15 protein-coding genes are annotated in these 12,844 nt (G+C 47.8%); 3 read left to right on the forward strand and 12 right to left on the reverse strand.

The genetic code is table 11. From position 1 onward, the window contains the following. Positions 1–7 precede the first annotated feature (7 nt). From G9409_RS02915 to G9409_RS02930, 4 genes are all read right to left on the reverse strand, one after another. The gene (locus tag G9409_RS02915) at positions 8–232 is read right to left on the reverse strand and encodes a CDGSH iron-sulfur domain-containing protein (protein ID WP_166807314.1); all 225 of its coding nucleotides are present in this window, start codon (positions 230–232) and stop codon (positions 8–10) included. 49 nt (positions 233–281) lie between these two features. Then, a complete protein-coding gene (gyrA, locus tag G9409_RS02920) occupies positions 282–2,768 on the reverse strand; it encodes a DNA gyrase subunit A (protein ID WP_166807315.1) in 2,487 nt (828 codons plus the stop codon). A 124-nt stretch (positions 2,769–2,892) separates the two neighbouring features. Beyond that, positions 2,893–3,288, reverse strand: a complete 396-nt coding sequence (gene rsfS / locus G9409_RS02925; RefSeq protein WP_166807316.1) for a ribosome silencing factor — start codon at positions 3,286–3,288, stop codon at positions 2,893–2,895. A 204-nt stretch (positions 3,289–3,492) separates the two neighbouring features. Beyond that, a complete protein-coding gene (locus tag G9409_RS02930) occupies positions 3,493–3,951 on the reverse strand; it encodes a mobile mystery protein A (RefSeq protein WP_166807317.1) in 459 nt (152 codons plus the stop codon). Between the two features lie 212 nt (positions 3,952–4,163). On the opposite strand from G9409_RS02930, the gene G9409_RS02935 reads away from it, so the two are divergent. Beyond that, positions 4,164–4,496: a BrnA antitoxin family protein gene (locus G9409_RS02935; protein WP_166807318.1), complete on the forward strand. Its 333-nt coding sequence runs from the start codon at positions 4,164–4,166 to the stop codon at positions 4,494–4,496. Positions 4,497–4,741: 245 nt separating this feature from the next. Here the strand turns inward: G9409_RS02935 and G9409_RS02940 are convergent, their stop codons facing one another. The 5 genes from G9409_RS02940 to G9409_RS02960 form a co-directional block, all read right to left on the reverse strand. After that, on the reverse strand, positions 4,742–5,500 hold the full coding sequence (locus G9409_RS02940; protein ID WP_166807319.1) for an Nmad3 family putative nucleotide modification protein: 759 nt from the start codon (positions 5,498–5,500) through the stop codon (positions 4,742–4,744). A gap of 66 nt (positions 5,501–5,566) precedes the next feature. After that, on the reverse strand, positions 5,567–6,235 hold the full coding sequence (gene tsaB / locus G9409_RS02945) for a tRNA (adenosine(37)-N6)-threonylcarbamoyltransferase complex dimerization subunit type 1 TsaB (protein ID WP_166807320.1): 669 nt from the start codon (positions 6,233–6,235) through the stop codon (positions 5,567–5,569). A 95-nt stretch (positions 6,236–6,330) separates the two neighbouring features. Further along, positions 6,331–6,768, reverse strand: coding sequence for a tRNA (adenosine(37)-N6)-threonylcarbamoyltransferase complex ATPase subunit type 1 TsaE (tsaE, locus tag G9409_RS02950; protein ID WP_166807321.1), 438 nt, complete (start codon positions 6,766–6,768; stop codon positions 6,331–6,333). Positions 6,769–6,774: 6 nt separating this feature from the next. Beyond that, entirely contained in the window at positions 6,775–8,049 is a 1,275-nt protein-coding gene (locus G9409_RS02955) for a DUF1015 domain-containing protein (protein WP_166807322.1), read from the reverse strand. A 35-nt stretch (positions 8,050–8,084) separates the two neighbouring features. Beyond that, positions 8,085–8,810 carry a segregation and condensation protein A gene (locus tag G9409_RS02960; protein WP_166807461.1) on the reverse strand — a complete coding sequence of 242 codons (726 nt, stop codon included), beginning with the start codon at positions 8,808–8,810 and terminating at the stop codon, positions 8,085–8,087. 385 nt (positions 8,811–9,195) lie between these two features. Here G9409_RS02960 and G9409_RS02965 point away from each other — a divergent pair, with 385 nt between their 5' ends. Next, on the forward strand, positions 9,196–9,771 hold the full coding sequence (locus G9409_RS02965; protein ID WP_328700110.1) for a tetratricopeptide repeat protein: 576 nt from the start codon (positions 9,196–9,198) through the stop codon (positions 9,769–9,771). 69 nt (positions 9,772–9,840) lie between these two features. Here the strand turns inward: G9409_RS02965 and G9409_RS02970 are convergent, their stop codons facing one another. After that, positions 9,841–10,182: a P-II family nitrogen regulator gene (locus G9409_RS02970; protein WP_166807324.1), complete on the reverse strand. Its 342-nt coding sequence runs from the start codon at positions 10,180–10,182 to the stop codon at positions 9,841–9,843. 9 nt (positions 10,183–10,191) lie between these two features. Next, a complete protein-coding gene (locus tag G9409_RS02975) occupies positions 10,192–11,523 on the reverse strand; it encodes an ammonium transporter (protein WP_166807325.1) in 1,332 nt (443 codons plus the stop codon). 436 nt (positions 11,524–11,959) lie between these two features. Between G9409_RS02975 and G9409_RS02980 the strand changes: the two genes are divergently transcribed. Beyond that, entirely contained in the window at positions 11,960–12,232 is a 273-nt protein-coding gene (locus tag G9409_RS02980; RefSeq protein WP_076791877.1) for an RNA recognition motif domain-containing protein, read from the forward strand. Between the two features lie 75 nt (positions 12,233–12,307). On the opposite strand, the gene G9409_RS02985 is transcribed toward G9409_RS02980, so the two are convergent. Further along, entirely contained in the window at positions 12,308–12,805 is a 498-nt protein-coding gene (locus G9409_RS02985) for a ferritin-like domain-containing protein (RefSeq protein WP_076791876.1), read from the reverse strand. Between the last annotated feature and the right edge of the window lie 39 nt (positions 12,806–12,844).

Genomic DNA, 12,844 nt, shown 5'->3' on the forward strand with positions numbered 1-12,844 from the left:
GCATCAGCTACTGCACACTCTTATGGGCGCCATCGCAGTAGGGCGGATTTGCTGACAGGCCACAACTGCATATTGCGACCGTTTTTTCCTCATCAATCTCAACCTTCACCGGATGCAGGCCGCTCCCTTTGTGGGAACCGTCACAGTAGGGAAGATTCTTCGACTTGCTGCATGCACAATAGTACTTTGTACCCGGCTGCTCTTTGATGATGTAAGGTTTTTTCTGTTCCATAGCTCTTCTCCTGTTTTAAGAAAACAATCGATTATCCGGCAACTCATCCTCAAACAAATAGATCAATCTGGCCATCTGCATCTTCAATCGGGAAATCACTGTCACCCTCATCGTCACTCTTCGGCACTCTTGCAAGGGCGGAAATTACATCCCCGGCCATCAGTCTGATAAGACGGACTCCTGAAGTGTTCCTTCCTGTGAGGCGGATGTCGGATACATGCTGACGATTGACAATTCCGTGCGTTGTGATGATGATCAGATCATCATCGTCGTTCACGTCGAGCAGGCCGACAAGCGCACCGATCTTTTCATGCGCCTTGAGTGTAATGACCCCTCTTGCACCTCGCCGTGTAAGACGATAGTCCTCCACGCGGCTTCTCTTGCCGAAACCATTGTCAGTCACTGCAAGCAGGGCGGTATCGAACCGCTTGGTGGTGACCATTGAAATACATTTTTCACCCTCATCGAGCGTGATGCCCTTGACGCCCATGGCGGTACGGCCCATGGAGCGGATTTCAGCCTCGGCAAAACGAACAACAAAACCGGAGCTCTTGGCCAGTATAATCTGGTGTTCGCCATCGGTCAGACGGGCATCGAGAAGCTCATCGTGCTCTTCAATCGTGATGGCGGCAATACCGTTACGACGCGGGTGTGAAAAATCGTCGAGCGGTGTTTTTTTAACAATCCCGTTGGTCGTTGCCATAACAATGAAGCCCGGCTCGTCAAAATTGCGGATGTTGATATAGGCCCTGATCTTTTCACCCGGCTGAAGCTCCATGATGTTGGCCAGAGCCCTGCCTCTTGCCGCCCTTCCGGCCTCGGGAATTTCGTACACTTTAAGCCAGTAGCAACGGCCACGATTGGTGAAGAAAAGAATATAGTTGTGCGTTGAGGCAATAAACATGTGCTCGATAAAGTCATCATGCTTTGCCTGTGCGCCGGTAACCCCTTTGCCTCCACGCGCCTGACGGCGATAGCCTGAAACCGGGAAGCGCTTGATGAAGCCGTCATGGGTGATGGTGATCACCACATCTTCCTGCGCGATCATATCCTCAATGGAGAAGTCGCCCTCCTGGGGAACAATCTCAGTGCGGCGGGCATCGCCGTAAACCTCTCTGACCTTGAGCAGCTCCTCGCGGATAATCTCCATCTGCTTCTCGGGACTGCTGAGAATAAATTTAAGCTCCTCGATAAGGGCAAGCGTCTCGGTGTACTCCATATCGATCTTCTTGCGCTCCATTCCGGTCAGACGCTGCAGGCGCATCTCAAGAATAGCCTTTGACTGAAGCTCGGAAAGACCGAAACGTTCCATGAGCTTCTCCTGCGCCGTATTCGCATCAGGAGACTGGCGGATGGTGGTGATCACCTCATCAAGATTGTCAAGACAGATCTTCAGTCCTTCAAGAATATGGGCTCTCTTTTCGGCAGTATCAAGATCGTAGCGGGTGCGGCGCAGAACAATCTCATTGCGATGCTTGATGTAGTAGATCATCATCTCTTTGAGATTGAGCACCCTCGGCACACCGTCAACCAGCGCCAGCATGATCACCCCGAAGGTGTCCTGCATCGGGGTATGCTTGTAGAGGTTGTTCAGCACAACCTTGGCTACAGCATCACGCTTCAGCTCTATAACCAGACGCATACCGTCACGGTCGGACTCATCACGGATATCGGCAATACCTTCCAGCTTTTTATCGTGCACCAGCTCAACAATTTTCTCGATCAGACGCACCTTGTTGACCTGATAGGGCAGCTCGGTAACGATTATGGATTCGCGCCCGTTTTTCTGGGTCACTTCAACAAGAGCACGGGCACGGATAACCACCTTGCCCCTGCCGGTCATATAGGCGTTCCGGACACCCTCGTAACCATAGATAATACCTCCTGTCGGGAAATCAGGAGCAATGACAAATTTCATGAGATCGGCAATCTCAAGCTCCGGATTGGCAATCAGGGCAATCATGCCGTCAACAATCTCCCTGAGATTCTGGGGAGGGATGTTGGTTGCCATACCGACAGCGATACCGGATGAACCGTTTGCAAGCAGGTTCGGAATTGCTGAAGGCAGAACAGTCGGCTCCTCAAGGGAGTCATCAAAGTTCAGGGCAAAATCAACGGTACCTTTATCGAGATCTTTCAGCATTTCACCGGCAATAGCCTTCATGCGAACCTCGGTGTATCGCATGGCCGCCGGAGAGTCGCCGTCAACAGAGCCAAAGTTACCCTGTCCGTCAATCAGGGGGTAGCGCATGGAGAAGTCCTGCACAAGGCGCACAAGACTGTCATATACGGCTGTATCACCGTGGGGATGGAACTTTCCAAGCACTTCACCGACAATACGGGCTGACTTTTTATGCGGCTTTCCTGCCTGCAGGCCAAGCTCGTGCATGCCGTAAAGTACCCGGCGGTGAACCGGTTTCAGACCGTCCCGAACATCGGGCAGCGCTCGACTGACAATAACCGACATTGAATAATCGAGATAAGAACCCCGCATTTCTTCTTCAATACTGATCGGGAGTATTCTTTCACGCTGCATAGCTAAATCCTGGGAGATAATTGATAGTAATAACTCAACCTCTAAATGTATATAAATCCATCATAATTCTCTCATGATGCAGCCAATTGCAACATGAGAAAGCTTTATAAAATAACGCTGAATCTCAGCTCACAAGAACTGACGGGGCATCAGACCAGAGCGATTCAAGATCATAAAAACGACGCTCATCCGCCATAAAGATATGCACAACAACATCGACATAATCAAGCAGTATCCAGTGCATTGAATCCATACCCTCAACGTGCATCGGACGCTCATCATCCTCTTTCAGCTCATCAACAATATGCTCCGCCGCAGCCTTTGCCTTGCGCTCCGAATCAGCAGTTACAATGACAAAAAAATCTGTAATCGAGGTCAGACCCCTGAGGTCAAGAATCTTTACATCCTCACATTTTTTCTCCAGCGCCAGTTCGGCACTTCTTTTTGCCAGCAATTCACTGATCGCCACCTCTTTTACCTGATCTGCCGTCTCTTTTCCTTTCTTTTTCAGACTGCTCATAAAACTCCGCTGTTCATATATTTACCATATTTTATAACAACTTATAGCCACAAAGCAACAAAAAAGCTGCAAAGCGGCAAGAATAAGTATCACGTGAACATACAAAAAAGCCCGCTCACTGACACAAAAAAAGCCAGGGAGTTCTCCCCGGCCTCGAATGGATCGCTTGCTTGAAAAATGCATACGCCCAATGAGTAGGCATTTCTAATCCCATAACTGTTTGGGCATTTCATATTTAATGTCACCCGTCTTCTCTTCGATGGCTTTTTGAAGACGCTGCGGGGAGTTCTGCTGCTCTTCGAGCATCATGGTGTTGGACGTACGCGACACAATTTGAGTGGCCAGCTCTTTTGATTTCCGATAAATAAGAGCATCCAGTGAGCCATCTTTTGGCACGAAACCATAAACCAGCTCCATATCCAAAGCATTGGCGACATCCCTGAGGGTTTTGAGCGTAACAGAGCCCTCTTTTTCCCTTCGTTCAATATCCTGAATGCTTTGTTTTGTAATAGAAATCTTATTGCCTAACTGCTGTAGCGTGATTCCCAGCGCTGAACGCACTGCTTTTATCCAGCCTGTTGGAGGCGGGGTGATTTTTTTTATTTCCGCAACCACCTGCATTTTGCTGTTGAGTTGCTCTATCTGTAATGACTTTTTTTCCATAATTGTAACCTTATAGACTGACTAAATCAAAATAAATGTAAGCATATAAACTGACAGAATAAAATTAATTGTAAGCCTACAAGCTTACCAAGCAAAAAGCGCCTTAATAACGCATCACCACTGATTTATCGTGTATACACAATGCGTATGGATTATTTACCTTGTTTGAACAAGACGAAAAGATCCGCAGAATTATTTCATGAGGGCACGACATGGAGAAGAACGGGCGTATCGTCAGATATACGGATGAAGAGTTGATTGCAATGCAGGAGCGTGGTGAAGACAAAAGTAACTGGGCAGGAGCCGAGGCTATGACTGATACAGAAATTGAAGCTGCTATTGCTGACGATCCCGGTGAAGCAGGTATGGTGGTTGATTGGTCAACTGCTTCGGTGGAACTGCCTCAGCCGAAGGCCGTACTCAACATGCGCGTTGATTACGACATCATGGAGTTTTTCCGCAGCCAGGGAAAGGGCTACCAGACAAAAATCAACGCCGTGTTACGCACTTACGTCGATCAAAAACTCCATCGCGCCAAGCGGTAATGACCAAAACACCCGTAAAAAAATTAACTCCGCCATGTTGTCGTTATAGCAAAAAGTTACGATCAGAGCTGTTGGGAACTAGCTCAAGACCCTTGTTATTCTGATGACTGGATTAAGATCTTGGATTGACTGACAAGCGCGCTAAACGGGTCTACAAATCCTCCTTGCATAAGACATTAGTAACGTAAACAGTGGTTTCAACGGCATCGCTCAATCGCTTTCGAGAGAAACAGTCCACTTGAAAACTAGTAAATTACGTTATTGTCATGCATGAATTCAGGATTTTGACTATTAAACCATTTCAGAAAAGATCCGGGGTTAAGAAATTCCGGTAAATATGCACTTCTTTGAATCCAACCATCATGGACACTTATACCACCCCATTGTTCAAATAATTCTTTCATAACATAATAATGATAGTTGCTACGGCGTTCACCTATTGGCAATAGATACTTCAATCTTCCGGAGTTACTTTTATCACCAAAAATGACGATATCTTTATTTTCGGATTTCTGGTAGTCTATCACTCTTGTGTGTGCGTTTTGGCAACGTTGATGTTCAGGTACTTGATTTGCCAGAACAACGTCATCAAATCTGTATAATCCTATTATGGCATAAACAAGAGGTAGCTCATTATGTTCAACGGGATTAAAACTCGCATAGAAAGCAATAAAGTTATCCTTTGAATCTTTAAAAAAATTCTTTATCCGGCTTGCTCTTTCACCAGAGTCACCATAGCTCAGAAAACGGAAATCAGGATCAAGGTGGCATTGCTTTGCATGTAACTTATACGGGAAAGCCGCAGCATTTGATGGCGGCAAACATAGGTAAGCTTGTTCAAACGCATCGTAAGTAGTTTCAAATCCATGCTCAAGTACTTCCGGATCCTGCGGTTTCGAAGAAATTGGTATGGGGACGTAACAAAAAGAATTATTGTCAAGACATGGGGCATTCCAACCACCGTAAGTTTGATCGATACCGACTCTGACCAATAATCCTTTCATATTAATCTCAGCAATTCTCGTTAAAGTGTGGTGCTGGTTAATGTTTGAACTAACCGATTGGCTGAGTTACCTTCCGTTGGGAGTGAACATCTGGCGGTAATCTGGGGTAATGCCGTTAAGTTCTGCGGCATCGGCTTCGGCGAAGAGTCGAAGGGCGTGGGGAATAAGGGATTTGGCGGTAAAGAACTCGGCCTCTCTGTATACTGCGCCTGAACCCGCGAGCAACGGAATAATCTCGGCAAGCCCGCGCCCGACAACTACAAGTCCAGCATGTCCGGAGGCCGCAGCGAGCACATCAGCGGCGGAGCCTCGCGCTATCTCATCATGCCAGAGTCCTGAGGCAAGCTCATCCTGATTATAGATTGCAAAGTAGTACTCCCCTTTGCGGGAAGGGATAACCGCCATAATTTTATCCGCTTTGTCCGGCAGCGATGCGGCCATGGCGGGCATGGTCGGCACCGGAATAAGCGGCAAACCGAGTCCGTAGGCAACACCTTTGGCAACCGACATCCCGATACGCAGTGAGGTAAACGAGCCCGGCCCGGAGGAGATTGCAATAGCCTGAAGCTCGTGCCGGTCGAGCCCTGCTTCGGCCATAACCTGATCAATCAGCGGAACAAGCGATTCAGCCGCCTTCTTCCACTCTGTACTAAAAACTTCCGTAACAGCTCCATTATCAGTCAAAAGTGCGACACTCAAATGTGCATGGGTGCACTCTATGGAAAGAATATTCATCCGGCGTTTATTTAAATATCACCTATAAATTTGTTATGTCCCGAGAGGGTTGGATTGTAGACTGCATCGGGGACTGCGCTACCAATATTTCGCCCCTACGGGGCTTTGCTAATGACAATATTGCGGCTCTCTTCACCGGTTCGCTCAAGCCTGACCGTTGCGGTGTAGAATCGGGCGTACTCAGGAAAGCGGTCTGCCCACTCCACAACGGAGAGAAAGGCAGAGGAGAGGTATTCGTCAAACCCGATCGCCTCAAGCTCCTTCTGTGACTCAATCCGGTAGAGATCGAAGTGATGCAGGGTAACCTGCTCTCCGCGAAGTGTACCCTCATAAATATTAAACAATGGAAATGTCGGGCTTGAAAGCTGCTCTTCGCACACAAAAAACTCCGTAATCCCCCGCATGAACTCGGTTTTACCCGCACCCAGATCACCGCAGAGCGAAACAACATCTCCGTCATGCAATCCTGCAGCAAACTCCCGTGCATACTTTCGGGTCTCATCGGCAGAGTGAGAGTGGAACTCCTGGGTCATACGCGGTCAGTCAAGCGGATTAAAGAGAAGGCCGGTCATGAGTTTCGGATAGAAGAAGGTGGATTTCTGGGGCATAACCTCGCCTGTCTCCGAAACAGCCAGCACCTGTTCAACCGTGGTCGGCTTGACCACAAAACCCACCTGCACCTTGCCGGAGTCAACCGCAGCAAACACCTCCCGGTCATCCTTCACATAGGTCAGATTGCTCTGTTTTGCCATTGAGTCCTGCGTGATGCCAAGCAGGCGGCCAAAAATGAGATCGTGCAGAAGCACCAGACCGAGGCGCTGGAGAGCCTCCGGACGGGCAGGATCAAGCAGCGGTTTTGGATCGGTTTTCAGAGCGATGCCGAGCACCACTCCCTTTGAAACGACTCCGTAGGCAAAGCTGGATGGCTCACTATCAAGAAATGCTTTCAGGGCTTCCCGATCCTTGAGTTCGGTCACAGCAAAAAACTCCTCAAGTCGTGTTTTTAAACTGGCGGGATCAAATCCTTCCAGACTGTGCACCAGCCGGTGAATCGGAAAAATCAGCAGCCCTTCATCATAAATATTGGCCAGATAGGTCAGGATGAAATTATAGGGTTCACTGCCGCTGTGAGAGGGGTTTGCTGATGCACGCTCATTGCGATAGTTTACTCCGGTATCATAACGGTGATGACCGTCAGCAATGTAGACCGGCCTGTTGAGGAGCGACTCCTGGAGCGAAGTGATAAGGGCCGGGTCGGTTATCCTCCACATCCGGTTTCTCACTCCCTGAAAGAGCGCATCAATAACCGGTTCATTTGATTCGGCAAAGGCCTGCATTACACGATCAGCCGTTTTGGATTCATCGGCGTAGAGACCGAAAATGGGGCTGATGTTGGCTCTGGTTTTCCTGAACAGGTTCAGCCGGTCAGCCTTGGGGCCTGACAGGGTTTTTTCATGCGGCAGTACCTTTTTTTCTGAAAAATCATAAAGGCGCATCGCCGAAAAAAATCCGTTCCGGGTATGCTTTCTGCCTTCAGAATCTTCAAAGGTCTGAAAATAGGGGTAGATCGCAGGCTCTCTTTCCTTCAGCAGTTCACCCCCATGGAGCCACTCAGCCAGACGCTCAGCCGCCGCTGCATAGGGATCAGACTCCATCGGCAACTCAAGACGGATGGCATTAAATAAAGAGCCCTGATAGAGCTGCGCCTGAAATTCGGGAGAGATAACATCGTAGGGCGGGCATATCAGTGCGTCTGCACTCTTCAGCAGATCGGGGCTATAGAGAATGGCCCTGAAAGGGGTAATTTCCGGCATCTGTCAAAACGTATTACAAGGTTATTACCGGGCAGTCACGCGCCGGCTCTCTGGGTAATCCAGAAATCATCATGGCCATCTTTGACCAGCACAATAATTCGTCGGTTTTTACACATTTCAAGCACAGCAAGAAAAGTAACAACAAGAATAATGCGTTCCGTAATACCTTCAAGCACGGAAGTAAACGAAACCTGAACCTCTGCTTCAAGTCTCTTCAGAATCAGCAGGGTCTGCTCTTCAACCGTTACCGGTGCATCCGAGACGCTACGGGTCATGGTACGGGGCATGTTTTCAAGCACAGACTTATAGGCCTGCATAAGATGGTAGAGTGTCGGCCGATTGACCGGCTCATCAAGCTCATCAATAACCTCAGGTTCAAACTCCTCAAAAAAGCTCCTGGCAAAAAGCGTTTCCCGCTCCCGGGCAAGCTGATCCAGAGCAGTTGAGGCCTCTTTGATACGCTTATACTCCAAAAGCCGTTGCACAAGTTCAGTCCGGGGATCAAACTCATCGGCGGACGATCCATCCTCAGCCGGACGCGGAAGCAGCATATTAGCCTTGATGCTCATCAGCATTGAGGCCATATAGATAAACTCTGCGGCAATTTCAAGATTCAGGATCCTGACCTCGCTGATATAGCTGATAAAGTCCGCAGTTATCTTTGAAACAGGAATATTATAAATATCCAGTTCATCACGCTTGATGAAAAAAAGCAGCAAATCAAGCGGCCCTTCAAACTCGTCAAGGCTGATCCTGAACATTATAGGGCTGGTACGTTGGGACACCTCTATTAATTTGTTCCACGATTCGATTACTTCGTTGGCAGGTGCTCGAAACCCTCAAGTACTCCATGTACATTCCGGTTTCTGCGCTCCTTCCGCCTCGTACTCAAACCGCTCACGACAATAAATAGAGATGCCCGTTTGACAAATAGTGAATGAAACAAGATAGAAAAAGCGGCAGAAAATGCGCAAATAAACCCCCTTGACGGCGTTCATTACCCGTGAAGAAAAAAAAACTTCAAATTCCCGAAAAGTATCAGATATTGAACTGTGCGGCAATCAAACCCCGCAATCTCTCTTTTTTTTCAAAGACACCCTTGATTGGCTTTTCATGAGAAGGATCCTGTATGCCATATCTCTAACTGTGGCATGTTTGCTTTATTCAGGCTATATCGCCCTTGCGGAATCAGCAAATACCCTGTTCGATGAAGGGTATGCCTTGCATCAGAAAGGTGATCTGAGCGGTGCAATAAGACTCTATTCGAGGGCGATTGAAAGCAATCCGGTTTTCGCCATGGCCTATCAGATGCGCGGAGCAGCGCAGCAGAAGCTTAAAAAATATCCGCAGGCTATCCACGACTACACGTTGGTTATCGAATACGGTGAGTCATACTTCAAGGCTGTCGGCTATTACAATCGGGGCATTATTTATAATATGACCGGAGCTTACAGCGACGCTATTGCTGACTTTACCAAGGTTATTGAACTCGACAAAAAAATGGCCGGTGCATTTTTTCACCGGGGCATTGCAAAAAGCAAAACCGGCGATCTTGCAGGGCGCTTTGATGACTTTCGTCAGGCGGCAAGGCTTGGCGACAGTAATGCCGAAACATTTCTGAACACCTATTTTCCTGACTGGAGGTTGCCTCCGTTACTTCCGGCCCCAATTCCGACACCAATTACCGCTCCAGCTGAACCGGTAAAACAGGAGAACCCGTAAGCGCAAAAGGGGCAGGAAGATGATAATCCTCCCGCCCCTTTTGCTCGTTGTTGTAATCTGAGATGTCAGCTATATCGCCTTCCCACCCCTCTCCTTTGTGCGGATTCGAATGCACTCCTCAAGAGGCGAAATGAAAATCTTGCCGGCACCGATCTCGCCTTCACCATGACTTGCTGCATTGATGATGGTATCAACCGTAATCTCAACAAACTCATCATTGACCGCAATATCAAGCCTGATTTTCGGAATCAGGTTGGGTGCTATTTTCTGGCCCCGATAGATATCAATATCCTCCTGCCGGCCATGACCGGTAACCCGGCTGACAGTAATTCTTGTTATATCGGCCTGGATCAGTGCTTCCCGAACATGGTCGAGACGGTCCGGCCGTATGATTGCAGTTATCAGTTTCATGTAAAGAAATTAATTAAGGTTGATAAGACCATATCCATGCTCACCATGCATACTGTGATCGAGACCGGACATTTCATCATCTTCGCTGATACGCAGACCGATTGTTTTTTCTACAATGAAGAGCAGAATAAAGGAAACAACCGCCGCATACACAATAGTAACACCCACTGCAGTTGCCTGCACGCCAAGCTGCTGCCAGAGTGTCCAGCTACCCCCGACTTTTTCTGCAGCTGCCGCCATCCATGCCGGACGAATAAAAAACACAAGAGCAAGAGCGCCAACAATACCACCAACACCATGCACGCCAAATGCATCAAGACTGTCATCGTAACCGAGTTTGCTCTTGAGCAAAATTGCACTGTAGCAGAAAATAGCGGCAAGTGCACCAAGAGCAAAGGCACCTGAAGGCTGTACAACTCCTGCTGCCGGTGTTATGGCAACAAGACCCGCAAGAATTCCGGACGCAACACCGAGACTGGTTGCCTTACCATGCTGAAACATTTCAATAACCATCCAGGTAAATGCGCCTGCAGCAGCCGCAACCTGGGTTACCGTAAGTGCTCTGGCTGTCGCCAGGTCACTGGCGATAGCACTTCCTGCGTTGAAACCGAACCATCCTACCCAGAGAAGCCCTGCTCCGATAAGGGTCATGACAAGATTATTCGGGTGCATGACGTTTTTCGGATAACCACGCCGTTTACCAAGATAGAGCGCAGCAACAAGAGCTGTTACACCGGAAGAGATGTGAACAACCGTGCCCCCGGCAAAATCAATGGCTCCGGCAGCACCAAGATTGAAAAGAAAGCCGTCTGCCGCCCATACCCAATGGCAAATAGGGCTATAGACAAGTATGCACCAGAGCGCTATAAAAACAGCATACCCCTTGAAATTAACCCTCTCGGCAAAGGCACCGGCAATCAGGGCCGGTGTGATAATGGCAAATTTTCCCTGGAACATGGCAAACACATACTCCGGAATATGGGTGGGCATGATCGTTTCATCAATCCCCTGCAGCATGAAATAATTATCATTCCACCCGACAAAACCGCCAAGAATACCGGGACCAAAACTCAACGAATAGCCGACCAGCGGCCAGAGAACGCCAATAATCACCATTGCGGCAAAACTGTGCATCATGGTACCAATAACGTTCTTGGTACGGACAAGTCCGCCATAGAACATGGCAAGTCCCGGAACCATAAGCAATACCAAAGCTGTAGACGTCAACATCCACGATGTGGTACCACTGTCAGTAGCTGCAGCATCAGCGGCCCAGGCACTACTTTGAAACAACAATGCTGCCGGTAAAAGCAGCAGGGCCGTTAAAACTTTTTTCCTCATAACCGGATTGATTGTAGTTATTTAAACCTTAATTTTTAATGATAACAACAAAAATGTAATTAATTTTTAATGTAAAGCAAAAATTTAGTCGTATTTTATTACAAATAAGTAGAATTTCAGTCTTTTTTATCAGCAGGAATTCCTGAACATCACCAGAATATGTGAATACGGCATCTTCTCTCAGACCAGCAGAATAGTCTCCGTCAGGTTGAAGGAAAAAGAAACATGCAGGGCAAAACATTCACGATAATCCTCCCTGTAAAGCAAGGGCGTATTACGGCAGTGGTTGTAATTATTTTTTGAAATACATTATTAATTACGGTAAATTGTGCTCAGAAATCAGCCAATGGTTGGCTGATCGCTATGCAAGTAATTTGTGCTTTGGTTACTTGCCGGCGTCTCTTTCTATCAATGCACATGCTTACTCAGACTAACAATGAATATTTACATTGGCAATTTGCCTTACACTGTTTCTGAAGATGATCTTCGCGATGCGTTCTCCCAGTTCGGACAGGTCGATAGCGCAAACATCATTACCGACAAGTTTTCAGGCCGTTCCAAAGGGTTCGGATTTGTTGACATGCCTAATGACAGTGAAGCTCGTGAAGCCATCGAATCAATGAATGACAAAGATTTGAAAGGCCGCACTATAAAGGTAAACGAAGCGAGGCCTCGCGAAGAAAGGCCGGCAAGAAGAGATCGTTATTAATTCTTCACACTCTTTTTTGTTACTAAAAAGCCAGGCAGCAGCCTGGCTTTTTTTATTGCAGAAATATGATACTCGCTACTGCCGGACAAGAAAAACACCGAGATCTTCAAGAAGCGCTTGTAAATCCTCTTCATGCTCCACCTCATCCTGGAGAATCTGTACTGCAAGATTATAGGTAACAGGATCCTTGAGCCCTATTTCACTGATAATGCTGTTATAAACATTGATGGCACACTGCTCTCCCGAAATATTCTGTTCAAGAATCTTTTTTACAAAGGGATCATCCGGCACGGCATATCCGCAGTTTGCAAAGGTAAACCAATCGCGCGGCGAGGCAATGGGTGTTCCTCCAAGCTGAATTATCCTTGCTGTAATCATATCGGCATGCCGGAGTTCATCGGCAGCATGCAGGACAAGCTCGGAAATCACCGCATCTTTCATCGGCCCCTGTACTATCTTGGAACCAACCCAGTACTGGTAATAGGCCAGCCACTCATCAGCAAATGCCTTGTTAAGCAGCTCAAGAACACGGGGAAGATGCTCCCCGACAATTTCCCGTCCCCTGGTACCCATGGCATACTCCTGTTTTTTTGCTTAGAAACATATCCTGAC

Origin of the sequence: Candidatus Chlorobium masyuteum (assembly GCF_011601315.1) — a bacterium.
In the GTDB taxonomy this organism is placed as follows: domain Bacteria; phylum Bacteroidota; class Chlorobiia; order Chlorobiales; family Chlorobiaceae; genus Chlorobium; species Chlorobium masyuteum.

Excerpts from the sequence above, each read along its gene's own strand:
- G9409_RS02915 (WP_166807314.1), bottom strand. The coding sequence starts at position 232 with ATGGAACAGAAAAAACCTTACATCATCAAAGAGCAGCCGGGTACAAAG.
- gyrA (WP_166807315.1), bottom strand. The coding sequence starts at position 2,768 with ATGCAGCGTGAAAGAATACTCCCGATCAGTATTGAAGAAGAAATGCGG.
- rsfS (WP_166807316.1), bottom strand. The coding sequence starts at position 3,288 with ATGAGCAGTCTGAAAAAGAAAGGAAAAGAGACGGCAGATCAGGTAAAA.
- G9409_RS02930 (WP_166807317.1), bottom strand. The coding sequence starts at position 3,951 with ATGGAAAAAAAGTCATTACAGATAGAGCAACTCAACAGCAAAATGCAG.
- G9409_RS02935 (WP_166807318.1), top strand. The coding sequence starts at position 4,164 with ATGGAGAAGAACGGGCGTATCGTCAGATATACGGATGAAGAGTTGATT.
- G9409_RS02940 (WP_166807319.1), bottom strand. The coding sequence starts at position 5,500 with ATGAAAGGATTATTGGTCAGAGTCGGTATCGATCAAACTTACGGTGGT.
- tsaB (WP_166807320.1), bottom strand. The coding sequence starts at position 6,235 with ATGAATATTCTTTCCATAGAGTGCACCCATGCACATTTGAGTGTCGCA.
- tsaE (WP_166807321.1), bottom strand. The coding sequence starts at position 6,768 with ATGACCCAGGAGTTCCACTCTCACTCTGCCGATGAGACCCGAAAGTAT.
- G9409_RS02955 (WP_166807322.1), bottom strand. The coding sequence starts at position 8,049 with ATGCCGGAAATTACCCCTTTCAGGGCCATTCTCTATAGCCCCGATCTG.
- G9409_RS02960 (WP_166807461.1), bottom strand. The coding sequence starts at position 8,810 with ATGTTCAGGATCAGCCTTGACGAGTTTGAAGGGCCGCTTGATTTGCTG.
- G9409_RS02970 (WP_166807324.1), bottom strand. The coding sequence starts at position 10,182 with ATGAAACTGATAACTGCAATCATACGGCCGGACCGTCTCGACCATGTT.
- G9409_RS02975 (WP_166807325.1), bottom strand. The coding sequence starts at position 11,523 with ATGAGGAAAAAAGTTTTAACGGCCCTGCTGCTTTTACCGGCAGCATTG.
- G9409_RS02980 (WP_076791877.1), top strand. The coding sequence starts at position 11,960 with ATGAATATTTACATTGGCAATTTGCCTTACACTGTTTCTGAAGATGAT.
- G9409_RS02985 (WP_076791876.1), bottom strand. The coding sequence starts at position 12,805 with ATGGGTACCAGGGGACGGGAAATTGTCGGGGAGCATCTTCCCCGTGTT.